Below are 23905 nucleotides of genomic sequence, written 5' to 3'. Positions count from 1 at the left end.
CGGCCGGCCGAGCCTCATCGGGCAGAAATGTCTGCCGGATCGCTTGCGCCGACTTTGATTGTCAGCTTTACTAACAAACATGGTGATCGACCAGGGCACGCGCTCCACCGTCTCCGACCGGGCTGCTCAGCAGGACCGCGGGCTCGTTCCGGGCCGCGCCCTTCGCCCGCACACCAAGGTGCTGCCGGAGCACGCCCGTGGGCACAACCGCTCGCTGGTCCTTCAGTCCCTGTACCGGTCGGGACGCGTCAGCCGCGCCGACCTGGCACGGACCACGGGCCTCACACGCGTCACCATCTCCGACCTCATCGGCGAGCTCATCGCCGAGGGCCTCGTCGTCGAGCTGGGGCAGCGCGACGACGCCCGGCCGGGTAAGCCGGCCGTCCTGCTCGACGTGAACCGCGGAGCGACGCAGATCATCGGCGTCGACCTGAGCGAGCACGCGGTCTTCCGCGGCGCGGTGCTCGACATCGACGGGCGCATCCTGAACTCGGTGGAGGTCGAACTCGCCGGCAGCCGTGGGGAGGAGGCCACCCTCAAGGTCCTGTCCCTCGTCGACCGCTTGGTGGCCGCTGCGACGGCGCCCGTGCTCGGCATCGGCGTCGGCTCTCCGGGCATCGTGGACGCGGAGGGCACCGTCGCCGCCGCGCCGAACCTGGGCTGGCTCGACGAGCCGCTGCAGGCGCGCATCGCCGAGCGCACCGGGTTGCCGGTCTTCGTCGCCAACGACGCGAATGTCGCGGTGCTCGCCGAACACGGCTTCGCCGATGCCCAGGGCGACATGATGCTCGTGAAGGTCGGCCACGGTGTCGGCTCCGGCCTGCTGGTCGCGGGCGCGCTCGTCTTCGGCAGCCGTTTCGCCGCGGGCGAGATCGGTCAGGTGATGGTGGGCACGGACGGCGATCCCGAGGCGCCGTACGACCGCGAGCGGTGCCTCGAGGCCTGGCTCGCCGTTCCCCGGCTGGAGACGCGGGTCGCCGCTGCGGTAGCCCAGGGCGGGTCCCCTGGCCCGGTCCTGCGCGAGGCAGGGCAGCGTCTCGGGATCGCGCTCGCCCCGATCGTGGGGGCGCTCAACCTCTCCGAGGTGGTGCTCAGCGGCCCGGAGCAGCTGATCGACGGCGCCTTGCTGGAGGCGGTGGGCGAGACCCTGCGGAATCGCACGATGGCCGGTTTCCACTCTGGCGTCACCATCCGGATGACGAGCCTCGGCCGCGACATCGTGCTCCGCGGGTGCGTGGTCATGGTGCTCTCGGCCCAGTTGGGGGTGTCCTGATGACGATGTTCGCCGAACCCGAGGTGCGCGTGGAGCTGCCGGTGCGGCTCGGCTTCGCTCCCGGCGTCCGTGACACGCTGCCTCGCTTCCGGGGGCGGTGCACCGTCGTCCGCCTCTCCACGCTCGACAACGACGTGCTCGGCGTCCCGCGCTGGTACACCCTCCAGGAGGCGTGGGCGGAGCCGGGCAGCGCCGTCGCGTCCCGCTGGGGCGCCAACCCGGTGGTCTCGGTCGGGCCCTCCGACGATCCCGAGCTCGTGCTCGCCACCGCAACGCCGGTCGTCGTGATCGGCGCGGACAACGCCTCCAACCGGTGGGCGCGCGGCGTGGTGGATGCGGTGCGCGCCACCTGCCGCACGGTCCTGGTGGTCGACATGGGCGGCCGGCCGGACCCGTCGTACGCCGACGTCGCCACCTTCGGGCACGACCGCAGGCACGGCGCCGCGCTCCTGTCGGTGCTCACCGCATCCTGAATCCGGGGGATCAGCCGACCCAGGCGACCCCGAGCGCCGAGCGGAGGGCGTGTTGCGCGGCCCCGCGGTACGGCCGTTCGCCTGCGACGCGGGCGTATCGGAAACTGAGCGGCATCGCGGCCTTCACCGGATGCCGCGCCGCTTCAGCGCGCAAGTGGCCGATGAACTCCGGGCCGAGCCGGGGCGCTGCGCCGCCGATGACGATGTTCGGAACGTCGAGCGCCGCACCGACGAGGAGCAGCGCGCGGGCGAGCACGCGCGCGCCCTCCGCGATCCGCCGCCGGGAGTCGGGGGTGGCGGCCAGTGCCGCGAGGTCGAGGGCTTCGAGGTCGGTGCCGTGGGGGAGTCCGAGCAGGCTGGTCACGGAGACGACCTCTTCCAGGCATCCGCGGTTGCCGCAGGCGCAGACCGGTGCGTCCGCGCCGAAGAGCACCGGGACGTGCCCGATCTCGCCCGAGCGGTGCGAGGCACCCGCGACGACCGTTCCGTCGATGATGACCGCCGCGCCCACCCCGGTGCTGAGCGACACGAAGAGCTGGCTGGCACCGAACTCGTCGGCCGTGCCGTCGTCGCCGATCGAGGAGTCCGCGATTGCCTCGGCGTCCGCGTCGTTGATCAGGTGGATGGGCGCATCCACGATGCCCGACAGCTCGCGCCCGAGGTCCACATCCGTCCAGCCCAGCTGAACCGACTCGCGGATCAGTGGCCCGTCGGCGATTCCGGGAACCTGGACGCCGACGGCCAGGATGCGCGCTGAGGTCGCTGCGACGAGCTTGCGGGTGACCGAGCGGACGTCCTCCAGTGAGCCGGGTCTCGCCGAACGCTGGGATGCTGTCGCCACCTCATGGCCGAGCAGATCGACGACGGCGCCGCGGACCAGGCCGGGCTGCACGATCAGGGAGAGCAGTACGTGGTTCTCGGCCGCGACCCGGAGCGTCGTGGCGCGCTTGCCGCCGGTGCTCTCGGCCAGCTGCCCCTCGGTGACGAGACCGTCGGCGATCAGGCCGGCGAGCAGGGACGACACGGTCGCGCTGGTGAGCCCGGTGCGCCGGGCGATCCCCGCCCGCGTCGCCGTGCCGTTGCCGGACAGCACGAGCTGCAGCGCGGTCGTCAGGTTCCGCTCGCGCACCGCGGCCTGCGTCGCCTTGCCGTGCTCCTCCGTCACTGCTGCTCCTGTTGTGTCGTTGCGGACGACCCTAGTGGATCACCGATCGCAGCCACATAAGAGAAGGCCCCCTGACCAGAGAATCTCTGATCAGAGGGCCTTTTTTGTTGCGGGGACAGGATTTGAACCTGCGACCTCTGGGTTATGAGCCCAGCGAGCTACCGAACTGCTCCACCCCGCGGCACAAGAATTGACTCTAGCACGGGAATCGGGCGGGGTGAAATCGGGAACACGACGCGGGGCCGGTGCGCCCGTGTGGACCGGTCGTCCTACTAGAGTCGTTTCCAGATAGGGGATGCGATGGCGAGTGCCGTGACGAAGTTCCGGGTGGTAGTGGTCGAAGACGACCCGGACGTGGCCTTCTTCATGAAGACCGTGCTGGAGAAACGGGCTGACGCGGTCGCGATCGCGGTCACCGATCCGTCGCTCGCGCTGACGCGGATCGCGGAGTTCGAGCCGGACCTGGTCATCACCGACATCGAGATGCCGGGCATCTCGGGGCTCGACCTCCTCAAGGAGTTGCGCAGTCAGTATCCGGGGATGCCGGTCGTGGTCATGACGGCGCACGTGTCGGTCGACTACGCCGTCTCTGCGCTCCGCGCGCAGGCCGACGAGTTCCTCACGAAGCCGATCGCCTCCTCCGAACTGGTCGCCATCGTCAACCGGCTCGCGGCCCAGGGCCGCCTGAAGCGCTCGGCGCAGCGACAGCAGGTCGTGCTCGCAGTGGGCGCCCACCCCGACGACGTCGAGATCGGCGTCGGCGGCATTCTCGCCGCTCACCGCGACGCCGGCAACCAGGTGGTCATCCTCACGATGTCGCGGGGAGCCCGCGGCGGCGACGCCGACGACCGCCAGCACGAGTCGCTCGCCTCGGCCGAGCTGCTGGGCGCCCGCCTGTTCCTGGAGGACCTCCAGGACACCCAGATCTCCGCCGCCGACCCGACCGTCGGCATCATCGAGCGCGTCGTCGCCGAGATCCGCCCGGACATCGTCTATACCCACTCCGCGCACGACCGGCACCAGGACCACCGGGCCGTGCACGCGGCGACGGATGTGGCGACCCGCTCCGTGCGGACGGTCTGCTGCTATCAGAGCCCGTCGGCGACCATCGACTTCCGGCCCACGCGCTTCGTCCCGATCGACGGCTTCACCGAGACCAAGCTGCAGCTGATCGACTGCTTCCGCTCGCAGACCGAGCTGCGCGCCTACCTCGAGCCGGACTTCGTGCTCGCCACCGCGCGCTACTGGTCGCGGTTCGGCGGCGGCAAGAGCTGCGAACCGCTCGAGGTGATCCGCGACACCGCCGACATCTCCATGCCCGCCTCCTCGCTCGAATCCTCGGCCCGGCCCCCCGCAAACCAACTGAACAGGACCGCTGAATGACCGACACCTCCCGAACCCGCGTCCTGGTGACGGGAGCCGGCGGCCCCGCCGGTGTCGCGGTCATCCGCTCCCTGCTGGCCCGCGACGACGTGGACGTGTTCGCCGCCGACATGGACGGCTGGGCGAGCGGCCTCTACCTCGTCGGCGGTGACCGCCGCCGGATCGTCCCGCCCGGCCGGTCGGAGGGTTTCGTGGACGCCCTCATCGCGATGAGCCGCGAGGATGCGATCGACGTGCTGTACTCCACGGTCGACGTCGAGCTCCCGGGCCTGGCCGCACGCCGCGACGAGCTGGAGGCCGTCGGCACGAAGCTGGCGGCGCCGTCGCACGAGACGCTGGTCACCTGCCTCGACAAGTTCGCCCTGGTGCAGCGGGTCGCCGGACGGGCTCGCGTGCCGGAGACCCAGCTGCTCGACCGCGAGGGGGTCGGCGCCGACTGGACCTTCCCCGTCATCATCAAGCCGCGCTCGGGTGCCGGTTCCCGCGGCGTCCGCCTGATCCCGGACCGCGGCACGCTGGAGGCCCTCGGCACGGACGAGAGCATCATCATCCAGGAGAACCTGCCCGGGGAGGAGTTCTCGGTGGACGTGCTCGCCGACCTCGACGGTTCCGTGATCGCCGCCGTCCCGCGGTCACGCGAGCGTGTCGACTCCGGTGTCTCGATCGCCGGCCGCACCGTGCGCAGGCCCGAGCTGTCGGACGCCGCAGCGGATGTCGCGCGCGCGATCGGCCTGACCGGCGTCGCGAACGTGCAGCTGCGCTACAGCACCGACGGTGTCCCCGCGCTGCTCGAAGTGAACCCGCGCTTCCCGGGGGCCATGCCCCTGACGATCGCATCCGGCGTCGACATGCCGTCGCTGCTGCTCGACCTGGTGCTCGGACGGCCGGTCCCGTCCGCGGTCGACTTCGAGGAGCTGGCGAACGTGCGCTTCCTCGAGGACGTCTTCCTGCGCCCGAGCGATGTGCTCGTCTCCGAGAACGCAGCGCACTCGGAGGGACCCGAGGAGTGAGCGGCACGGAGACGGCCCGGCTGCCCGACCTGCTGCTCGGCGACTTCCACGTCCACTCGACGTACTCCGACGACGCGCGCAGCACCCTCGCGGAGAACATCGCCGCAGCCTCGGCGGCAGGGCTGCGCACGATCCGACTCACGGATCACGTCCGCGCCTCCACCACCTGGGTGCCGGAGTTCCTCGCTGCGGTGTCGGCCGAACGGATCCCCGCCGGCCTCACGGTCGTGACGGGCGTGGAGGCCAAGCTGCTGGACGTCTCCGGGGCGGTGGACACACCGCCCGACCTGGTCGTCGGCCCGGGCGGGGTGGATGCGGTCGTCATCGGCGACCACCAGTTCCCGGGGACCGACGGCCCGTGGTCACCGAGAGCGACGCGTGAGCGGCTGGATGCCGGCCTCTCGGACGACGATGCCTTCGACCTGCTGATCGAGGCGAGCATCCGGACGATGGAGCGGACTCCGCACGCCCAGCTCGCCCATTGGTTCTCCATCCTCCCGAAAGCCGGACTGGACGAAGCGCAGCTCGGCGACGAGCGCCTGTCCGCCTGGGCTCAGGCTGCCGCCGCGACGGGCACCATCGTCGAGGTCAATGAGAAGTGGGAGTGCCCGGGACCAGCTGCCATTGCAGCCCTGCTGGACGCCGGGGCGCGTATCGTTGCCTCCACCGACAGTCACCTCGCGGCCGATGTCGGCCGCTACCAGCGCGTTCCGGCGCTCCTCGACGCGGCAGCGGCCCGCGTCACGGCCGAACGCGAGCCCACCGAGAGGGAGCGAGCCCGATGAGTCCCGTCGAACCGCCGGCCGAGCTGCGGGAGCGCATCCAGGAGGAGCTGGAGCAGAACCGCCGCTGGGAGTACCGGCTGCCGCTCTACGCGGGGATCGCCCTCGTGGTGTGCGCCGCGATCGTGGTCGTGCGGGTGGTGTTCCTGCATGTCTGAGGCGCAGGGCGACGCGCGCGGCAAGCGCGTGGTGATCGCGGATGACGACGACGATATCCGGGGTCTGATGACCATCGCGGCGAACCGCGCCGGTGTCGAGATCGTCGCCGCCGTCGACAACGGCCAGGACGCGCTGGACGCCGTCCGGGGTGGCGACGTGGATCTGGCCGTGCTCGACATCTCGATGCCCGGGCTCAACGGTGTGGAGGTGGCCGAGGCCATCCGCGCCGACGCCCTGACCCGCTCGACGCTGATCCTCATGGTCTCCGCCTCGGTTCAGCTGCTCACGGACCACGGCGTGGTCGCCGACCGCTCGGACAGCTTCATCGTGAAGCCGTTCAGCCCGAGACTGCTCTCCGCGCGGATCCGCGAGATGCTCGACCTGGGGGAGCCCGCATGACGATCGACCGCTGGCTCAGCCGCATCCCGATCGACTCGCCGTCGGCCTTCATGAAGCAGGTGCCGACGATCCTCGGGTTCGCGTTCGCAGCGATCATCGCCGCGGTCCCGAACGGCGTCCCCATCACGAACGGGCCGGTCTTCATCGCAGGGATCGCCCTCGTCACCGTGGCGTCCATCCTCTCCTTCGTCGTGCCGTGGCGGCGTCTGCATCCGGAGTGGGCGGTCGTCGTTCCCACACTGTCCCTGCTCGCGGTGGGGCTGCTCCGGCTGGGCACGGGCTCGTCGGCGTCCCCCTTCGTCGTCCTGACGCTGCTGCCGTTCGTCTGGATCGCGTCGGAAGCCGGGCGCATCAACATTCTCATCGCCTCGTTCACGACGTTCGTCGTGCTGCTGGCCCCCCTCTTCTTCGGCAGCGCGCAGACTGCGGGGGATGTGGTGAGGGCCTTCTTCTCGCCGATCATCTACCTGATCGTCGCCATCGTCGTGAACGAGATCGCGCACCGGATGCGTGTGCAACTCGCTGCCGCGCACGAAGCGAGCGAGCGGCAGCAGGTGCTGCTCGCCCAGGCAGTGACGGCCCAGGACGAACTGGTGCTGAACGAGGCACGCCTGAAGACCGCCAACCGCCTGATCCAGAGCATCTGGAACGCGGTGACCGAGCAGTCCGTGATCGGCACCGACCTCGACGGTCTCATCGACGTCTGGAACCCGGGCGCCGAGAAGATGCTCGGCCTCACCGAGAAGCAGGTGGTCGACGGCAAGCACCACGTGATCGACTTCCACCTGACCTCGGAGATCGAGCAGCGGCTCCAGGACATGGATGCGCGGTTCACGACGGTCTCCAGCGTCGACGAGTTCTCGGCCCTGGTCGACACCGTCCGAGCGGGCTCCGCCGACGTCCGCGACTGGACCTATGTCCGCCCGGACGGAAAGCGCGTGGCCGTCCAGGTCGCCGCGACCCCGCGGCTCGACGAGAACGGCCACCGCGTCGGCTTCATCTTCGTGGCGACCGACATGACGCAAGCACGCGAGTTCGCCCGCTTGAAGGACGAGTTCGTCGGCCTGATCTCGCACGAACTGCGCACGCCGCTCAGCTCGATCCTCGGCTACCTGGAGCTGATGCGCGACGACGAGGACGCCCCGCTCTCGGAGGAGCAGCTGCAGTACCTCGGCGTCGCGGAGCGCAACGCGCACCGCCTGCTGCGGCTCGTCGGCGACCTGCTGTTCACCGCGCAGGTGGAGTCCGGGCGCTTCCCTCTCGACATCAAGGATGTGGAGCTGAACGGAGTGGTCTCCGCGTCCCTGGAGTCGGCCAGGCCCGGGGCGAACAATGCGGGAGTGACCCTGGTCGGGGATGCCCCGGAGTCGCCGCTGGTGGTCCGTGGCGATCCCGTGCGGCTCGGCCAGGCGGTCGACAACCTCGTATCGAACGCGCTCAAGTTCACGCCGTCGGGCGGGACCGTGACCGTCGCGCTGCGACGGGACGGCGAGCAGGCCGTCGTCACCGTCTCCGACACGGGCATCGGCATCCCCGCCGTCGAGTTGAGCCAGCTCTCGCAGCGGTTCTTCCGCGCCTCCACCGCCACCCGCAACGCCGTGCCGGGTGTCGGGCTGGGGCTGACGATCACGAAGGCGATCGTCACTGCCCACGGAGGCCGTCTCGACATCGCGAGCGAGGAGGGGGTCGGGACCTCCATCAGCATCGTCCTGCCCGTCGAGACACCGCTTCCCGTCACCGAGGCGATCCCGCGGGCCGAGGTCGCGTCGTGACCGACCGCCCGGCGGAGTTGACCATCGACGACCGCACGGCCGCCGTCGCGGTCGGTCAGTTCGCGCCGGGGGAGGACCGCGTCCACAACCGGGATGTGGTGGCCGGCCTGATCGCCGTCGCCGCGTCGAGGGGCGCCCGGCTCGTGGTGCTCCCGGAGTACTCGTCGTACTTCACCGATCCGCTCGGCGCGTCCTTCGCCCGCAATGCGGAGCCGCTCGACGGCGAGTTCGTCGGGGCGCTCGCAGCGACCGCCCAGGAGCACGGTGTGTTCGTCGTCGCGGGGCTGGTGGAGAAGACGAGCGTGGCGCGCAAGTTCTCCAACACGCTGGTCGCCGTCGACCCCACCGGGGACGTGGTGGCGACCTACCGCAAGCAGCATCTGTACGACGCGTTCGGCGCCCAGGAGTCGGAGTGGGTCGTCCCTGGCGACCTGGACGATCCGCAGACGTTCGAGGTGGACGGCATCGTCGTCGGCCTGCAGACCTGCTACGACCTGCGCTTCCCCGAGGTCACCCGCCGCCTCGCGGATGCGGGCGCGGACCTCGTGGCCGTCCCGGCGGAGTGGGTGCGCGGACCGCTGAAGGAGCACCACTGGAAGACCCTCCTCGCCGCGCGCGCCATCGAGAACACGCTGTACGTCGCCGCGGCCGACCATCCGCCGTCGATCGGAATCGGAGCCAGCGCCGTGGTCGATCCCATGGGTGTGACCATCGCCGCCCTCGGCGAGACGACCGGAGTGGCGCTCGCCGAGGTGTCGACAGCGCGTGTCCGTGACGTGCGCCAGGTCAACCCGGCGCTGCGCCTTCGGCGGTACCGGGTCAGCCCGGTCAGCGAAGGCTGATCGAGGCGAGCCGGCCGGCCGCCTCCTCGAGAACGTCCGCCCGCTTGCAGAAGGCGAAGCGGACGAGGGATGCGGTGCGCGCGGCGTACTCGTCGCGTGCGAACGCACCGAGCGGCACCGCGACCACGCCGGCGAGCTCCGGCAGCGCGCGACACAGATCCACCGCATCCGGGAAGCCGAGCGGGCCCGCATCCGCCACGACGAAGTAGGTGCCGTCGGAGGGGAACACGCCGAACCCGGCGCTGCGGAGCCCGTCGGAAAGCAGGTCGCGCTTGTGCGCGAGAGTCTCGGCGATACCGGTGAAGTACGCATCGGGAAGCCGGAGCCCTGCCGCGATCGCGGGCTGGAACGGGGCGCCGTTGACGTAGGTGAGGTACTGCTTCACCGCCAGCACTGCCGTGAGGAGTTCCGCCGGGGCGGTCAGCCAGCCGACCTTCCACCCAGTGGTGCTGAACGTCTTCCCTCCGGACGAGATCGCGATCGTCCGCGCGCGTGCACCGGGGAGCGTCTCGATCGCGATGTGCTCGGGGCCGAAGGTCAGGTGTTCGTAGACGGAATCGGTGACGATGATGGCGTCGTGGCGCTCCGCGAGCTCGACGACGAGCATCAGGGTCTCTCGATCGAGGACGGCGCCGGTCGGATTGTGCGGGGTGTTGACGAGGATGACCCGCGTGCGATCGCTGACGGCCGCGCGCAACCGGTCGAGGTCCGGACGGAAGGCCGGCGGCTCCAGCGGGACCGTGCGGTGCACGCCGCCCGCCAGCGCGATGATGGCCCCGTACGCGTCGTAGTAGGGCTCGAAGGTCACCACCTCGTCGCCCGGCTCCAGCAGGGCGAGCAGGGTGGCGGCGATCGCCTCCGTGGCCCCGGCGGTGATGAGCACCTCCCGGTCGGGGTCGAGGGCGATGTCGTAGAACCGCTGCTGGTGCTCCGCGACGGCGAGCCGGAGGTCCGGGATGCCGGTCCCGGGCGGGTACTGATTCTCGCCGCCGCGGATAGCGGCGACGGCGGCGTCGAGCACTTCAGCGGGCCCGTCCTCGTCGGGGAAGCCCTGCCCCAGGTTGATGGATCCGGTCCGCACGGCCAGCGCGCTCATCTCGGCGAAGATCGTCGGGCGGACGGCGCCGTCCGAGCCGAGCAGCCCGGCACCGTCCGCGGCCCGTCGCCAGGCTCCAGGAATCGTCATGGGACAACGCTACGGCCTTACTCGCGGCGGACCCATCGGATACGTTGTGGAGAGTCATCGACATGCAGAAGGTCGTCCACAGCATGGGCAAATAAAACGTCCAGGTTCGCATCCCAAGCTGATCGTGCTTGGAAGGAGCAACACCATGACCGACACCCCGAACACCCCGGAGCCCGCGAAGCCCCAGAACGACGCCGACACCGACGCGGTCGTGGATGCTTCCGCCGGTTCCGAGCACACCCCGGCGCAGCCGGCTGCTGAGCAGCCGACGGCCGTGCAGCCGACCGCTGAGCAGCCGACGGCCGTGCAGCCGACCGCTGAGCAGCCGACCGCTCCGGTGCAGCCCGCCGTTCAGCACACGCAGCCCACCCAGCCGGTGCAGCCGCAGCCGTACGGCCAGCCCTACACGCACCCGTACGGCCAGCAGCAGCCGAACTACGGCAACGGCTCCTTCGGGCAGCCCGCCGGCTACGGCCAGCAGCCGTACACCCAGCAGCAGGCCTACGCGACCGCTCCCGGCGCGACCGCCACCGCACCCGCGGGCAAGCCCGCCAAGCGCGGCAACACGGGCCTCATCATCGCCACCCTCGCCATCGGCGCTCTCATCGGCGGCGTCGCCGGCGCGGGAGCAGGCGTCGGCATCTTCGCCGCGACCGACGCGGGCAACGCGACGATCAAGACCGTCTCCGGCCCCCAGAACATCACCGTCAACGACGCCAACAACGCCAGCACGGTCACGGCCGTCGCCGCGAAGGCCGCCCCGAGCGTCGTCACCATCTCGGTGAGCGGATCGAGCTCCGGCGGCACCGGGTCCGGTGTCATCCTCACTTCGGACGGCTACGTCCTCACCAACACGCACGTCGTGACCCTCGACGGCCAGGCCTCCAACGTCAGCGTCACGGTGACCGACAACTCCGGCAAGATCTACACCGCGAAGATCGTGGGCACCGACCCGACGACCGACCTGGCCGTGATCAAGCTCGACAACGCGTCGGGGCTCACCCCCATCACCTGGGGCGACTCCAGCAAGCTGAACGTCGGAAGCACCACGGTCGCCATCGGCGCGCCGCTGGGGCTCTCGGGCACCGTCACCGATGGCATCGTGAGCGCGCTGAACCGCAGCATCAGCATCGCGTCGTCCGCAGCTCCCAAGGACGACTCGAACAGCGGAGGCGGCAGCAAGAACCCGTTCAACTTCGACTTCCCCGACCAGGGCGGATCCGGTTCGCAGCAGCAGCAGTCGAGCTCGGCCGGCACGATCTCGCTTCCCGTGATCCAGACCGACGCGTCGATCAACCCGGGCAACTCGGGCGGCGCGCTGCTGAACAGCAAGGGCGAGCTGATCGGCGTCAACGTGGCCATCGCGAGCGCGGGCGGCACGAGCGACGGCTCGCAGTCGGGCAGCATCGGCGTCGGCTTCGCCATCCCGTCCGACCTCGCGAAGCGGGTCTCCGACGAGATCATCAAGAACGGGTCTGCCACGCACGGGCTGCTCGGTGCGTCGGTCGCCGACGCGAGCAGCGACAGCAAGGCCACCAGTGTCGGCGCGCTCATCAAGAGCGTCACGGGCGGCGGCGCGGCTGCCGGCGCGGGCCTCAAGGCCGGCGACGTGGTCGTCAACTTCAACGACACCCCGATCACCAGCGCCACCGACCTGACCGCACAGGTCCGGGCGGAGGCCGCAGGGGCCAAGGTCGACGTGACGTACCTCCGGGACGGCCAGACCAAGACCGCGACCGTCACCCTGGGGACGCTCACGGCCCAGTGACCGCTGGTCCCCACGGAAGGCCGTCCCGCGCACGCGGGGCGGCCTTCCGTCGTCCCCGGGTCGTCCCCGGGCCCGGCTGATAGGCTCGTCGCCGACCGCTACACCGAAGGATCAGATGCCGGACGACACCGTGAACACCCTGCCGGGTGTCTCGTACGTGATGCCCGTCCTCAATGAGGTCACCCACGTGAGGGCCGCCGTCGACAGTCTGCTGGCCCAGGATTACACGGGACCGTTCGAGGTCACGATAGCCCTCGGACCCAGCATGGACGGCACCACCCAGCTGGTCGAAGAGCTGGCGGCCGTCGACGGCCGTATCCGGGTGGTCGACAATGCGGTGGGGTCGACTCCCGCTGGGCTCAACCTCGCGATCCGCGAGTCGCGGTATCCCATCGTGATCCGGGTGGATGCGCACAGCGTGCTGCCGCCGGACTACGCCCGCATCGCCGTCGAGACCATCGTCGAGACGGGTGCCGACAACGTCGGAGGGCTGATGGATGCGCAGGGCACGACCGATTTCGAGCGCGCCGTCGCCCGCGCCTACGGTAGCCGCGTCGGACTCGGCGGCACGAAGCTGCACGTCGGCGGCGAGGCCGGCCCCGCCGAGACGGTGTACCTCGGGGTCTTCCGCCGCGACCGCCTGATCGAGGTCGGGCTCTTCGACGAGGAGATCAAGCGCGGGCAGGACTGGGAGCTCAACCGGCGCCTGCGCACCAGCGGCGGCACCGTGTGGTTCACTCCGCGGCTACGGGTCACCTACCGGCCCCGGCCGAATCTGTACCGGCTCGGGCGTCAGTTCTTCTCCACCGGCATCTGGCGCGGCGAGCTCGCCCGCCGCTTCCCCGCATCGAACGGGCTGCGCTACTTCGCCCCGCCGGTCATGGTGCTCGGTGTCGCTCTCGGAACGCTGCTCGGCATCGCCGGCATCGTGCAGGCCGTCCTCGGCGCGGCACCGTGGCTGCTCTGGGGCTTCGCGGTCCCGGCGATCTACGTCGTCATCGTCGTCGTGTCCGCACTGCTGTGGGGCCGCCGCGACGGTTTTCGCTCGTTCCTGTGGTTTCTCGTAGTCTTGCCGTGCATCCATTTCAGCTGGGGGATCGGCTTCATCCTGGGCTACCTCTCCCTCACCCGCAACATCACCGCCCACACGGGAAGGTAGGCATGACCGTTCCTGGACCTGCGGCGCACGGCGCCCGCCCGTCGTCGATCGCCGAGCTCCGGGAGGTCGCCCAGCCTCCCGAGGTGCGCGGCCGCCGCAACGCGGAGCATTGGACCGCCTCCCTGTACCTGCGGAACCTGTCCCCGTACCTGACGTGGGTCCTGCTGAAGACATCCATCTCGGCGAACGGCGTCACCGGGCTGATGATCCTGACGGGGTGGGCGACCGCCGCCTCGCTCCTGATCCCCGGTATCGGCGGCGCGGCTCTCGCCCTCGTGCTCGGTCAGCTGCAGATGCTGGTCGACTGCTGCGACGGAGAGGTGGCCCGCTGGCGCGGTACGTCGTCTCCCGCTGGCATCTTCCTCGACAACGTCGGGCACTACTCGACCGAGACCCTCATCGCGATCGCCCTGGGGATCCGGGCCGCCGGTTACCCGTTCGAGGCTCCGCAGGACTTCCTCTGGACCAACCTGGGCACGCTGCTCGCTCTCGTGATCGTCCTCAACAAGGCGCTGAACGACATGGTGCGCGTCGCGCGCGCCAACGCCGGACTCCCGAAGCTCGCGGACACGCAATCGGAGTACGCGCCGACCCACGGGGCCGTCGCCACTCTGCGCCGCGCAGCCCGGTTCCTGCCCTTCCACCGCCTGTACCACTCGGTCGAGCTCACGATCCTGATCTTCGTCTTCTCGATCGTGGGTCTCTTCGTCGGGGCGACGCTGGCCGACCGCATCCTGCTCGTCGCGCTCGTCCCGCTGTCGCTTCTGGCGCTGGTCGGTCACTTCGTGACGATCATGGCGTCCCGCCGAGTCCGTGGCTGAGCAGCCCGCGGTAGCGGTCGTCGTCCTCACGCAGGGCACGCGACCGGCCGACCTGAGGCGGGGTCTGGAGTCGGTCCTCGCTCAGCGCGGCGTCGTCACCGACATCGTCGTGGTCGGCAACGGCTGGGACCCGGCCACGGCGGAACCGCCGCTGCCGGCCGGCGTCCGCTCGCTCGCTCTTCCGGAGAACGTCGGCATCCCTGCGGGCCGCAACGCGGGCGTGCCGCTGGTGGCGGGGGAGTGGCTGTTCTTCCTCGACGACGACGCGGACATCCCGTCGCCGACGTTCCTCGCCGACGCGGTCGCGAAACTGCTCGACGACCCGGGTATCGGCATGCTGCAGCCGCGCTTGCGGGTTCCCGATGGGACGCCCGCTCCGCGCCGCTGGATCCCGCGGATCCGGAAGGGCGATCCGGAGCGCTCGAGCAACGTCTTCGCTGTCCTCGAGGCGGTCATCGTGCTTCCGCGGGATGTCTTCGAGCGCGCCGGCGGATGGGCTGCACCGTTCTTCTATGCGCACGAAGGCATCGACCTGGCCTGGAAGGTGTGGGACCAGGGCAAGCGCGTCTGGTACGCGGGCGACCTCGTGGCCGAGCACCCCTCCGTCTCGCCAACGCGGCACTCGTACTACTACCGGCTCAACGCACGGAACCGGGTCTGGCTGGCGAGACGGAACCTGCCTGTCGTCCTGATCCCGCTCTATGTCGGGTCGTGGACGGGCATTCAGCTCCTGCGGTGGTTCCGCAAGCCCGCCGTCCTGCGCTCCTGGTTCGGCGGATGGTTCGAGGGCTGGCGCGCCGACCCGGGGGAGCGGCGACCGCTCCGCTGGCGCACGGTTGCCCGCATGACCGCGGCGGGGCGTCCACCGATCGTCTGAGCCGGACTCAGCCGACGGCGCGGTCCCGGAGATCGTCGTCGTCGGCGGACGACGGGGCCTCGAGGGCACCCGGCTCGACCGTCGCCTTCTTCCCCGTGGACGACGTGCGGCGGGTGGGGAGGGCTCCACGCAGCGCCTTGCCGACGCGGACCGCTCGCTCGTTCGTCGCAGAGCCCAGCCGCCGCACCGCTCCGGGCCCCTCGATCGGCGCCAGCGCCACGGGAATGACCAGCGGCGTCGGTCCGAAGGCGAGGCGGGCGTTCTGGACGACCCGGCGACCGAGGATGTTGTTCCCGGCACCGCCGATGACCGCCCCGATGCCGAACGGGATGGCACGGCCGAGGATGCTCGCCCCGCCGCGCACGGCGAACTGGCGGATGAACGCACCCTTGAGGCGATCGACCAGCGGTCCGACCACCATCGCCGGAAGACTGGAGGTGACCAGCTCGCCCCAGTACGCGGTACGCGTCGCGCCTGCGCCGGCGAATTGGCCGGCCAGCTGGCGGACCAGGTCGGAGCCCTCGCGTCCCAGCATCATGGTCAGCACGAGCGCCCGCGCGCGCTCGGGGTCTTCGACGGCGATTCCGTGGAGTTCGCTCATCGACTGCGCGTAGAGGGCGGTGGCCTCGAGGAAGCCGGCGGTCTCGAGGCCCGAGAGGGCGAGCGTGATGCCGGTTCCGATGGCAGGGACGACCGCTGTCGCGCCGACCGCAGCGCCGCCGCTCGTCACCGCTGCGAGATAACGTCGCTCGATGATGCGTGCGAGCTCGTCAGCCGTCGCTTCGGGATGCCGTCGCCGGATGCTGCGCAAGTGCGCCAGCACGACCGGGCGCTGGATGCCGAGGAAACGGTCCAGCGCCGTGTTCAGCGCGCGCGGAGTCTCGCCGCCCCGCTGGGGGCCTCCGGTGACGGAGATGATCGGTTGCTGCTTCTTGGCCATCTCCAGAGAGTGTAGGCCGGATCTCCGAGAGTGCCATCGATGACGGCTTTCTCTCAGCGGGATCCCTGTGCGCGCCGGGCGCGCTCGCTCAGATAGTCGCTTGCGGACAGAACGCGCATGCCGCTCGGGAGGTGCTCCCGGGTGATGTCCTGCGTCAGAGTGGCGACGTCGGTGTCGAGTGCGGTCGCGATCCGCACGATCGTCAGCAGACTCGGGTTCGCGCGACCCCGCTCGATCTTGCCGAAGTTCGTGACGTGCATGCCCGCGAGTCCCGCGATGCCTTCCTGGCTCATCCCGAGCTCGACGCGGGCCTGACGGATGCGGTCGCCGAGCAGTTTCGCGGCAAGAGCAACGTGGTTATCCATAGTCCTTCAAGTACAGGACCATCCGCGCCCGGACTCCAGAGCGCTGGCGCTACGATCGCCGGACCTCACGCGTTCGTTGCCTGAAATGCCTGTGATGCGGGCATTCGGAGCTTCCTCGGGCCGCCGTGGCGGCCCGAGGAAGACGGTCACAGGCTGATCTGCCAGAGGTACTCCCGCCCGTCCGGCGGGAACCACCGAACGACCAGGACGGTGTCGCGTGCGGGATCGGAACCGGTCACGCTCGCGCGGACGGCGTCGCCGGGAAGCACGGAACTCGGACCGCTCACCCGAAGCCGGGAGGTGCCGGCGATGCTCACGGTCACGCCGGTCAGGGTGTGGCGGCCGGTGTTCACGAGCCGGAGGTGGGGTGCTGTGGAGCGGTCGACGCGCCACGGGACCGGGTAGGCGAAACGGCGGGGACGAGGGGCCGGAGAGGGCCTGCGAAGAAACCGAAGACGATTCATGCAACGAACGTAACGAGCCCCTCCGACGCTCGCGGGGGTGGAACAAGGTACGAACACCACTTCCGGGGATAACTCGCCGAACTTTTTTCTGGGGACGATTTCTGCAGACGTCGAAAAACGCCCCCGATCAGGCAATTCCGCTCAGTTGTAGTCGGCATTGTACAGGGCGAGCACCTCGTCGATGGGCCCGTCGAGCATCAGTGATCCCTTGTCCAGGTACAGCCCGCGTTCGCAGAACCGGCGCAGGTCCTTCTCGTTGTGCGACACGAAGAACAGGGTCCTCCCGCCGGCGAGCAGCTCCTCGATGCGTCGGTAGCACTTCTCGCGGAACCCGCGGTCGCCCACCGCGAGCACCTCGTCGACGAGCAGCACGGGCTCCTCCAGTTGCGAGATGACGGAGAACGCGATGCGCACCTTCATTCCGCTGGAGAGGTGCTTGTAGGGGGTGTCGACGAAGTCGCCGATCTCCGCGAAGCCGATGATGTCGTCGAAGCGCTCATCGATCTGCGCGCGCGACATCCCGTGCAGCCCCGCCGTCAGATACACGTTGTCGCGCACGGTGAGGTCGTCGACGAAGCCTCCGGTGATCTCGATCAGTGGTGCGACCCCGTCGGTGACCTTCACGGTGCCTTCGTCGGGAAGGAGAACGCCTGCCACCAGTTTCAGCAGGGTCGACTTCCCCTGGCCGTTCCGTCCGACCACGCCGATCGCTTCGCCCGGCTCCACATGGAAGGAGACGTTGCGCAGCGGCCAGAAGTCGTCGGGCCGGACGCGCCGCTGACGCGACGAGAACAGGTCCTTGAATGAGCGGCGGGCTCCGCGGTTGCGGCGGAACCGGACGCCGAGGCCGTCGACGGCGATGACGGGGGCCACTCAGATCTCCTTCAGGATGTCGCGCTCGAAATGCTTGAACACGGCCCAGCCGACCGCCAGCAGAAGGAGCGACATCGCGGCGCCGACACCCACCAGGAACCAGTCCAGCTCTTCCGCGAAGAAGGCAGAGCGGTAGAGGCTGAAGATCCCGGTCAGCGGATTGAACGCCGACCAGAAGTGCAGGGAGAACAGGACGTCCGTCTGGGCACCGGGATGCGCGGTCAGATAGGCGGCGCAGTGCCGGGCCGCCACGCCCGCACCACATCCCCCGGGCAGGTCACGCGCGCTGTAGATGATCGGCGACGCGTAGAACAGGAAGCGGAGGGCGAGCTTCGTGGCCCGCTCCAGGTCGCGGAAGAACACGACGAGCGGAGCGACGATGAGGCCGACGCCGATCGTCAGCACGGTCTGGATGACGATGGCGAGAGGGAACAGCAGCACGTCGATGTTGAGCTTCGCACCGGTGATGATGGCGAAGAACGCCAGCACCGGCAGGGACAGCAGGAACTCGATCCCCTTCGACGCCACGATCCGGTTCACCCAGATCGTCCTCGGGATCATCGTCGAGCGGATCAGCTTCGCCTCGCGGATGTAGGCACGCGTGCTGTCCGAGACGGCGCCGTTGAACCACATCCACGGAAGCAGCGCCGTGAGCAGGAAGACGATGTACGGGTTCTCTCCGACATCGCGCTTGAAGATGACCGTGAAGACGAACCAGTAGATGCCGCTCATCACGAGCGGATCGAGGATCGACCACAGGTAGCCGAGGAAGCTGGTGGAGTAGCGGACGCGCAGGTCGCGGCGGGTCAGCAGCCAGAGGGAGTGCCGATAGCGCGTGAACGGCGAACGCTGCGCAGGGCGCACCTCAGTCGGGATACTGGTCACGGGAACCCATCGTATTGATCGAAGCTGCGTGAGGGCTCACGCGGCTCCGACTATACGAAAAGATTCGCGCGCTCGAGGTCTTCCTGGAAGTCGACCTCGACCGCGTACAGGTCGGAGATGTCGACCGGCTCGGCGAGCAGGCGGTCCTGCTCGATGGCGAGCTCGATGCCGCGCTCGAAGTAGTCCTGGTCGCCGACGCGCTGCAGCTGGCGCAGCAGTGTGGCCTTGTCGGCCGACGAGATGTAGTTGATGCCGACGGCCTCGCCCAGGCCGTTCTTCACGGTCTTCGACAGCTCCTGGATGTAGCCCTCAGGGCCCGTCGTGTACTTGACCTCTTCGTCGGCGACGGAGGAGGTGTTCACCGTGACGAAAGTCTGATCGCGGGCGACCATGGCCGCGCCGCGGACGAGGACGGCCGGGTCGAAGACGACGTCGCCGTTCATCCACAGCACGCCGCCCGCGCCGGAGGCCTGGAGGGCGCGCATGAGGCTCTTCGAGGTGTTCGTCTGGTCGTACTGCTCGTTGTAGACGAACTGCGCGTCGGGGAACGCCTCGATGATGTGCTCGAGCTTGTAGCCGACGACGATCGTCACCTGGGCGTCTTTGCCGAAGGCGGCGTGGATGTTGTCGAACTGCTGCTGCATGATCGTGCGACCGTCGTTCAGCTCGGTCAGCGGCTTCGGGAGGCTCCGTCCGAGCCGGCTTCCCATACCGGCCGCGAGAATCACTACCTGAGTCGTCACAATCATCTCCTTGATCTGTGCGGCGGTCCAGGCGAGGTTCACCGGGGATTCATCCGCACGTGGGTCCGTCGACACGTTCTGTACCGACTCTCCCTGCATGCCTGCCCTAGAATACCGGGGGCCCCTCGTGCGGGGGAGGGGTTGACGGATGTCGTTGCTTGGTCGTTATGTTCCTCACAGGACTTTCGGAGGCGACGCAGTCCGACGCAAACGGTGCGGGGGGTACGCACCAAAGCATGTGTTGGTACGTTAGCGGAGTGAGTTCCGAGTCCGCCCGTCCCCAGATCGCCGAGTCCGCTGAGGGCCCGGTCGAGGGGGCCGGAGAGGACTCGCAGAGGGGGGAGACCATGGCGGAGGCTGCCGAGCCGACGGCCGCTCAGAGCGAGGCCGAGACGGCGGTGCCGCGCGTCGCGCCCAAGCGCGCGCCGGCCAAGACGGCGGCTGCCGCAGCCGGGACGAGTACCCGCGCACCGCGCAAGCGGGCGACGACCACGAAGCCCCGGCAGACGACCCGGACGACGACGCAGGCACGCACGGCAGAGGCACCGGCCCCCGCCGACACGCGGCCCACCGTCCTGTCGATCGGCGGACTGCACAAGCGCTACGGCGAGACCGTCGCCGTGGACGGCGTGAGCCTCGAGATCAAAGAGGGCTCGTTCTACGGAATCGTCGGGCCGAACGGGGCGGGCAAGACCACGACCCTGTCCATCGTCACCGGTCTGCTGCGGCCGGATGCCGGCCGGGTCGTCGTGCACGGCGTGGACGTGTGGGCCGAGCCGGTCCGCGCGAAGCACATCGTCGGCGTGCTGCCGGACAAGCTGCGCCTCTTCGACCGTCTCACCGGAGCGCAGTTCCTGCGCTATGCCGGCACCCTGCGCGGCCTGAGCGCGGCAACGGTCCGCGCCCGCACCGCCGACCTCGCTGCCGCCTTCGGCATCGAGGACGCGCTGGACCGGCTGGTCGCCGACTACTCCGCCGGCATGACGAAGAAGATCGCACTCGCCGCCGCCATGATCCACTCGCCGCGCCTCCTCGTGCTGGACGAGCCCTTCGAATCGGTCGACCCGGTCTCCGCCGCCAACATCATCGACATCCTGCAGCGCTACACCTCCGCGGGAGGGACGGTGGTCGTCTCGAGCCACGGCATGGACATGATCCAGCGCGTGTGCGACAGCGTGGCCATCATCGTCCGCGGCCAGGTCCTCGCCGCAGGCACCATCGACCAGGTGCGCGGCTCGCAGACGCTCGAGGAGCGCTTCGTCGACCTGGCCGGCGGTCGCAAGGCAGCGGAGGGCATGGAGTGGTTGCACAGTTTCTCGGACTGAAGCTCCGGATCATGGGCAACGCTTTCCGGCGGAGCCCCTGGCAAGTGTTCGGTCTGGTGATCGGCCTGCTCTACGGAGGCTTCATCACCGTGCTCGTCGTCGGCTCGCTGGTCGCGGCGCGTGTCGTGGACGATGCCCCCGCGACCCACAGCGTCGTCGTGGTGATCGGCTCGGTGGTCCTCGCCGGTTTCGCCCTCCTGCCGCTGCTCTTCGGTGTCGACGACACGCTCGACCCCCGCGAGTTCTCGCTGTTCGGCATCCCGAACCGCACGCTCGCCATCGGGCTGCTGCTGGCCGGTCTCATCGGCATCCCCTCGTTGGTGCTGATCGTGTGCACTGCGGCGACCGTGATCACCTGGTCGCAGAACGCGGGCACCATCCTGGTCGCGCTGCTCTCCGCCGTCGTGGTGGTGCTGACCTGCGTGCTCGCCTCCCGCGTGACGACGTCGATCGCGCGCGCGATGCTCTCGACGCGGCGTTCGCGCGAGGCCGGCGGAGTGGTCGGCATCCTGCTGCTGGTGCTCGTCGCGCCGGTGCTGCTGCTCCTGGTCACGGTCGACTGGGGCCGGGACGGGCTGGGAACGCTCAGCAGCTTCGCTGGCTGGCTCTCGTGGACTCCGCTCGGCGCGGCCTGGTCCGCTCCGGGAGCTGCGGCGGAGGGAGACTGGGGCGCCGCCGTGCTCCAGCTCCTCATCGCGGTGGCGACCCTTGGACTCCTCTGGCTGGCCTGGACCGCGCTGATCGCCCGCATCGTCGCGTCGCCGGAGCGTGAGGCCCGGTCCAAGGCGTATCACGGCCTCGGCTGGTTCGACCGGCTTCCCGGCGGCCCGACCGCCGCGATCGCCGCCCGGTCGATGACCTACTGGGGCAGGGACGCGCGCTACTGGGTGTCCATCGTGCTCATCCCGGTGATCCCCGTGTTCGTGATCGTGGCCCTGGCTCTCGCGGGGTTGCCGTCGCACTTCATCGCACTGGTCCCACTGCCCCTGGTGTGCCTGTTCCTCGGCTGGAGCATCCACAACGACCTCGCCTACGACAGCACGGCCATCTGGCTGCACCTCGTGTCCGGCACGCGCGGGCTCGCGGATCGCGCCGGACGGATGTTCCCTCCGGTCGTCGTCGGCATCCCGGTCCTCGTGGTCGGCTCCATCGCCACCACCATCGTCTACGGAGATTGGGCGGTGCTGCCGTCGGTGGCCGCCCTGAGCGGTGCGATCCTCGTGATCGGTCTCGGCCTGTCCAGCATCTCGTCCGCCCTGTTCCCCTACCCCGCCACGAAGCCGGGTGACAGCGCGTTCACGCAGCCCCAGACGTCCGGGGCTTCGGCAGCCGTCGTGCAGTCGCTCAGCTTCTTCGCCATCCTGATCCTCGCGTCCCCGGTCCTGGTGTTCCTCGTGCTGGGGCTGACAGTCAACTCGTTCTGGCTGGCCATCGCGCCGGCCGTCGCGGTGCTCATCGGGTTCGCCACGCTGTTCTTCGGCCTGTGGCTGGGGGGCCGGTTGTTCGACCGGCGCGGCCCGGAGCTCATGGCGTTCGCCAACCGCAACGACTGACCCGGACGGCTTCGGTCCAGGGCGTCTAAACTGGGACTATGAACGAAGCGAGCATCTCTGAGCCCGGCGGCGCTCCCAGCGGTGGCGGCGCGACGACGCTCGACCGCGAACTCGAAGAGCTGCTGCAGAACCAGGAGCCGGGGGATCACGAGCGCTTCTCGCACTACGTCAAGAAGGAGCAGATCCTCGAGTCCGCGATGACCGGCAAGCCGGTCAAGGCGCTGTGCGGCAAGATGTGGACGCCGAACCGCGACCCCGAGAAGTTCCCGGTGTGCCCGACCTGCCGCGAGATCTACGAGGGCCTGAAGGCGGAGTAGGCTCCGCCGGCTGCCGTCACTCGAAGATCGTCGGCAGGACGGGGTCGCCGCGGCCCAGGCGGAACGCCTCGTCCGGCAGCTCGCTCATCGCCAGCTCCCGGTGCTCGCGTGCACTCCGGGTGCCCTCGATCCCGAGGTGCTCGCCGTGCACCTCGCCGTCGGTGATGAGCGGGGTCAGGAGGTCGCGCCCGGTGTCGTCCGGGATGTCGCCCTTCTCGACGATGTGCACCACTTCGGCGATCGCGGTGCCGGACGCGTCGTGCCGCCGGACCGGGTGCTTGCGCCCCGGCACGCTCGCCTTGTTCTCCGACTTCTTCGCGACCGGGATCCACTCGCCGTCACCGCCGCGCGCGCGGTGCGCCACGAGCTTGTAGACCATGCCCGACGCCGGACTGCCCGAGCCGGTCACCACCGACGTGCCGACACCGTACGAGTCCACCGGAGACGCGGACAGCGCCGCGATCGTGTATTCGTCCAGGTCGTTGGTGACGGTGATTCGGGTCTTGGTCGCTCCGAGCGAGTCGAGCTGCGCACGCACCTGTTTGACCAGCTTGGGTAGATCGCCCGAGTCGAGCCGGACCGCGCCCAGCTGCGGTCCGGCGACGCGGACCGCCGTCTCGATCGCCTTCGTGACGTCGAACGTGTCGACCAGGAGCGTCGTCCCCGGGCCGAGCGCATCCACCTGGGCCTGGAAGGCGGCCTCCTCGGAATCGTGCAGCAGGGTGAACGCGTGCGCCGCGGTGCCCATCGTCGGCACGCCCCACGTGCGCCCCGCCTCCAGGTTGGAGGTGGCGGAGAAGCCGGCGATGAACGCCGCGCGGGCGGCGGCGACCGCCGAGCGCTCGTTGGCCCGCCGCGAGCCCATCTCGGCGAGCGGACGCCCACCCGCGGCCGCGACCATGCGGGCGGCAGCGGAGGCCACGGCCGAGTCGTAGTTGAACACGCTGAGCAGCAGGGTCTCCAGGATGACGCCCTCGGCGAAGGGCGCATCCACGATGAAGAAGGGGGAGCCCGGGAAGAACAGTTCGCCCTCCCGATAGCCCCGGATCGTGCCAGAGAAGCGGTAGTCGGCCAGCCAGTCGATCGTCTCGTCGCGCACCACGTGGTTGTCGCGCAGGAACTGCAGCTCCGCATCCCCGAACCGGAACTGCTGGATGAGTTCGAGCAGCCGGCCGGTGCCCGCGAGGACGCCGTAGCGACGGCCGGCCGGAAGGCGGCGGGTGAATGCCTCGAAGACGCACTCGCGGTCGTGGGTGCCCGCCAGGAGAGCGGCATCGAGCATGGTCAGCTCGTAGCGGTCGGTCAGGAACGCGGTGGACGCGGATCTCTCGGTCACGCGGCCCAGCCTACCCACCCCGTCCGCCCGCGCAT

25 protein-coding genes and 1 tRNA gene are annotated in these 23905 nt (G+C 69.7%); 16 read left to right on the top strand and 10 right to left on the bottom strand.

What is annotated here, in order from left to right:
• Positions 1 to 79 precede the first annotated feature (79 nt).
• Positions 80 to 1273, top strand: coding sequence for an ROK family transcriptional regulator (locus P3F85_RS09755; protein ID WP_374007081.1), 1194 nt, complete (start codon positions 80 to 82; stop codon positions 1271 to 1273).
• Positions 1273 to 1746, top strand: a complete 474-nt coding sequence (locus tag P3F85_RS09750) for a hypothetical protein (protein WP_374007080.1) — start codon at positions 1273 to 1275, stop codon at positions 1744 to 1746. Before P3F85_RS09755 ends, P3F85_RS09750 begins: the two co-directional genes overlap by 1 nt.
• Before the next feature lie 10 nt (positions 1747 to 1756).
• Here the strand turns inward: P3F85_RS09750 and P3F85_RS09745 are convergent, their stop codons facing one another.
• Both P3F85_RS09745 and P3F85_RS09740 read right to left on the bottom strand, forming a co-directional pair.
• Positions 1757 to 2911: an ROK family protein gene (locus P3F85_RS09745; protein ID WP_374007078.1), complete on the bottom strand. Its 1155-nt coding sequence runs from the start codon at positions 2909 to 2911 to the stop codon at positions 1757 to 1759.
• A gap of 107 nt (positions 2912 to 3018) precedes the next feature.
• Positions 3019 to 3092 (bottom strand) — tRNA-Met (locus P3F85_RS09740).
• 119 nt (positions 3093 to 3211) lie between these two features.
• Here P3F85_RS09740 and P3F85_RS09735 point away from each other — a divergent pair.
• Genes P3F85_RS09735 through P3F85_RS09705 form a run of 7 tightly spaced genes read left to right on the top strand, consistent with a single transcriptional unit; the run spans position 3212 to position 9258 of the window.
• On the top strand, positions 3212 to 4294 hold the full coding sequence (locus P3F85_RS09735; protein WP_374007076.1) for a response regulator: 1083 nt from the start codon (positions 3212 to 3214) through the stop codon (positions 4292 to 4294).
• Positions 4291 to 5304 (top strand): ATP-grasp domain-containing protein, encoded by a 1014-nt coding sequence (locus P3F85_RS09730; protein WP_374007075.1) that lies wholly within the window; start codon positions 4291 to 4293, stop codon positions 5302 to 5304. The genes P3F85_RS09735 and P3F85_RS09730 overlap by 4 nt, the downstream gene beginning before the upstream one ends.
• Complete coding sequence (locus P3F85_RS09725) at positions 5301 to 6089, top strand: PHP domain-containing protein (protein WP_374007073.1); 789 nt, start codon at positions 5301 to 5303, stop codon at positions 6087 to 6089. Before P3F85_RS09730 ends, P3F85_RS09725 begins: the two co-directional genes overlap by 4 nt.
• Positions 6086 to 6244 carry a hypothetical protein gene (locus P3F85_RS09720; protein WP_374007071.1) on the top strand — a complete coding sequence of 53 codons (159 nt, stop codon included), beginning with the start codon at positions 6086 to 6088 and terminating at the stop codon, positions 6242 to 6244. The genes P3F85_RS09725 and P3F85_RS09720 overlap by 4 nt, the downstream gene beginning before the upstream one ends.
• Positions 6237 to 6644 (top strand): response regulator, encoded by a 408-nt coding sequence (locus tag P3F85_RS09715; protein ID WP_374007070.1) that lies wholly within the window; start codon positions 6237 to 6239, stop codon positions 6642 to 6644. The genes P3F85_RS09720 and P3F85_RS09715 overlap by 8 nt, the downstream gene beginning before the upstream one ends.
• Complete coding sequence (locus tag P3F85_RS09710; RefSeq protein ID WP_374007068.1) at positions 6641 to 8416, top strand: sensor histidine kinase; 1776 nt, start codon at positions 6641 to 6643, stop codon at positions 8414 to 8416. The genes P3F85_RS09715 and P3F85_RS09710 overlap by 4 nt, the downstream gene beginning before the upstream one ends.
• Positions 8413 to 9258, top strand: coding sequence for a carbon-nitrogen hydrolase family protein (locus P3F85_RS09705; protein ID WP_374007066.1), 846 nt, complete (start codon positions 8413 to 8415; stop codon positions 9256 to 9258). The genes P3F85_RS09710 and P3F85_RS09705 overlap by 4 nt, the downstream gene beginning before the upstream one ends.
• Here the strand turns inward: P3F85_RS09705 and P3F85_RS09700 are convergent.
• Positions 9245 to 10444, bottom strand: coding sequence for an aminotransferase class I/II-fold pyridoxal phosphate-dependent enzyme (locus P3F85_RS09700; protein WP_374007064.1), 1200 nt, complete (start codon positions 10442 to 10444; stop codon positions 9245 to 9247). The genes P3F85_RS09705 and P3F85_RS09700 overlap by 14 nt on opposite strands.
• Before the next feature lie 145 nt (positions 10445 to 10589).
• Between P3F85_RS09700 and P3F85_RS09695 the strand changes: the two genes are divergently transcribed.
• The 4 genes from P3F85_RS09695 (at position 10590) to P3F85_RS09680 (ending at position 15069) form a co-directional block, all read left to right on the top strand.
• Positions 10590 to 12212 (top strand): trypsin-like peptidase domain-containing protein, encoded by a 1623-nt coding sequence (locus tag P3F85_RS09695; protein WP_374007062.1) that lies wholly within the window; start codon positions 10590 to 10592, stop codon positions 12210 to 12212.
• A 115-nt stretch (positions 12213 to 12327) separates the two neighbouring features.
• Positions 12328 to 13371 carry a glycosyltransferase family 2 protein gene (locus P3F85_RS09690; RefSeq protein ID WP_374007060.1) on the top strand — a complete coding sequence of 348 codons (1044 nt, stop codon included), beginning with the start codon at positions 12328 to 12330 and terminating at the stop codon, positions 13369 to 13371.
• 2 nt (positions 13372 to 13373) lie between these two features.
• Positions 13374 to 14192: a CDP-alcohol phosphatidyltransferase family protein gene (locus P3F85_RS09685; RefSeq protein WP_374007058.1), complete on the top strand. Its 819-nt coding sequence runs from the start codon at positions 13374 to 13376 to the stop codon at positions 14190 to 14192.
• Positions 14185 to 15069, top strand: a complete 885-nt coding sequence (locus tag P3F85_RS09680) for a glycosyltransferase family 2 protein (protein WP_374007057.1) — start codon at positions 14185 to 14187, stop codon at positions 15067 to 15069. Before P3F85_RS09685 ends, P3F85_RS09680 begins: the two co-directional genes overlap by 8 nt.
• A gap of 7 nt (positions 15070 to 15076) precedes the next feature.
• Here the strand turns inward: P3F85_RS09680 and P3F85_RS09675 are convergent, their stop codons facing one another.
• The 6 genes from P3F85_RS09675 to P3F85_RS09650 all read right to left on the bottom strand — a co-directional run bounded on the left by P3F85_RS09675 (position 15077) and on the right by P3F85_RS09650 (position 19339).
• Positions 15077 to 16009, bottom strand: a complete 933-nt coding sequence (locus P3F85_RS09675) for a hypothetical protein (protein ID WP_374007055.1) — start codon at positions 16007 to 16009, stop codon at positions 15077 to 15079.
• 53 nt (positions 16010 to 16062) lie between these two features.
• Positions 16063 to 16374 carry a helix-turn-helix domain-containing protein gene (locus tag P3F85_RS09670; protein WP_374007053.1) on the bottom strand — a complete coding sequence of 104 codons (312 nt, stop codon included), beginning with the start codon at positions 16372 to 16374 and terminating at the stop codon, positions 16063 to 16065.
• Positions 16375 to 16520: 146 nt separating this feature from the next.
• Positions 16521 to 16838 carry a hypothetical protein gene (locus P3F85_RS09665; RefSeq protein ID WP_374007052.1) on the bottom strand — a complete coding sequence of 106 codons (318 nt, stop codon included), beginning with the start codon at positions 16836 to 16838 and terminating at the stop codon, positions 16521 to 16523.
• Between the two features lie 141 nt (positions 16839 to 16979).
• Positions 16980 to 17711 (bottom strand): ABC transporter ATP-binding protein, encoded by a 732-nt coding sequence (locus P3F85_RS09660; RefSeq protein ID WP_374007050.1) that lies wholly within the window; start codon positions 17709 to 17711, stop codon positions 16980 to 16982.
• Positions 17712 to 18587: an ABC transporter permease gene (locus P3F85_RS09655; protein ID WP_374010911.1), complete on the bottom strand. Its 876-nt coding sequence runs from the start codon at positions 18585 to 18587 to the stop codon at positions 17712 to 17714.
• A 59-nt stretch (positions 18588 to 18646) separates the two neighbouring features.
• Positions 18647 to 19339 carry an NTP transferase domain-containing protein gene (locus P3F85_RS09650; protein ID WP_374007049.1) on the bottom strand — a complete coding sequence of 231 codons (693 nt, stop codon included), beginning with the start codon at positions 19337 to 19339 and terminating at the stop codon, positions 18647 to 18649.
• A 347-nt stretch (positions 19340 to 19686) separates the two neighbouring features.
• Between P3F85_RS09650 and P3F85_RS09645 the strand changes: the two genes are divergently transcribed.
• The 3 genes from P3F85_RS09645 to P3F85_RS09635 are packed head-to-tail and all read left to right on the top strand — an operon-like array spanning position 19687 to position 22534.
• Positions 19687 to 20664: an ABC transporter ATP-binding protein gene (locus P3F85_RS09645; protein WP_374010910.1), complete on the top strand. Its 978-nt coding sequence runs from the start codon at positions 19687 to 19689 to the stop codon at positions 20662 to 20664.
• A gap of 11 nt (positions 20665 to 20675) precedes the next feature.
• Positions 20676 to 22217 carry a hypothetical protein gene (locus tag P3F85_RS09640; protein ID WP_374007048.1) on the top strand — a complete coding sequence of 514 codons (1542 nt, stop codon included), beginning with the start codon at positions 20676 to 20678 and terminating at the stop codon, positions 22215 to 22217.
• Between the two features lie 38 nt (positions 22218 to 22255).
• The gene (locus tag P3F85_RS09635) at positions 22256 to 22534 is read left to right on the top strand and encodes a DUF3039 domain-containing protein (protein ID WP_374007047.1); all 279 of its coding nucleotides are present in this window, start codon (positions 22256 to 22258) and stop codon (positions 22532 to 22534) included.
• 16 nt (positions 22535 to 22550) lie between these two features.
• Here P3F85_RS09635 and P3F85_RS09630 read toward each other — a convergent pair whose 3' ends face one another.
• Positions 22551 to 23870, bottom strand: a complete 1320-nt coding sequence (locus P3F85_RS09630; RefSeq protein WP_374007046.1) for a nicotinate phosphoribosyltransferase — start codon at positions 23868 to 23870, stop codon at positions 22551 to 22553.
• Between the last annotated feature and the right edge of the window lie 35 nt (positions 23871 to 23905).

Source organism: Leifsonia sp. T36S-04 (assembly GCF_042465655.1).
Taxonomy (GTDB): Bacteria; Actinomycetota; Actinomycetes; order Actinomycetales; family Microbacteriaceae; genus Leifsonia.
Note: the sequence above shows the minus strand (reverse complement) of the source record. Positions and strands in the feature narration are given on the sequence as shown.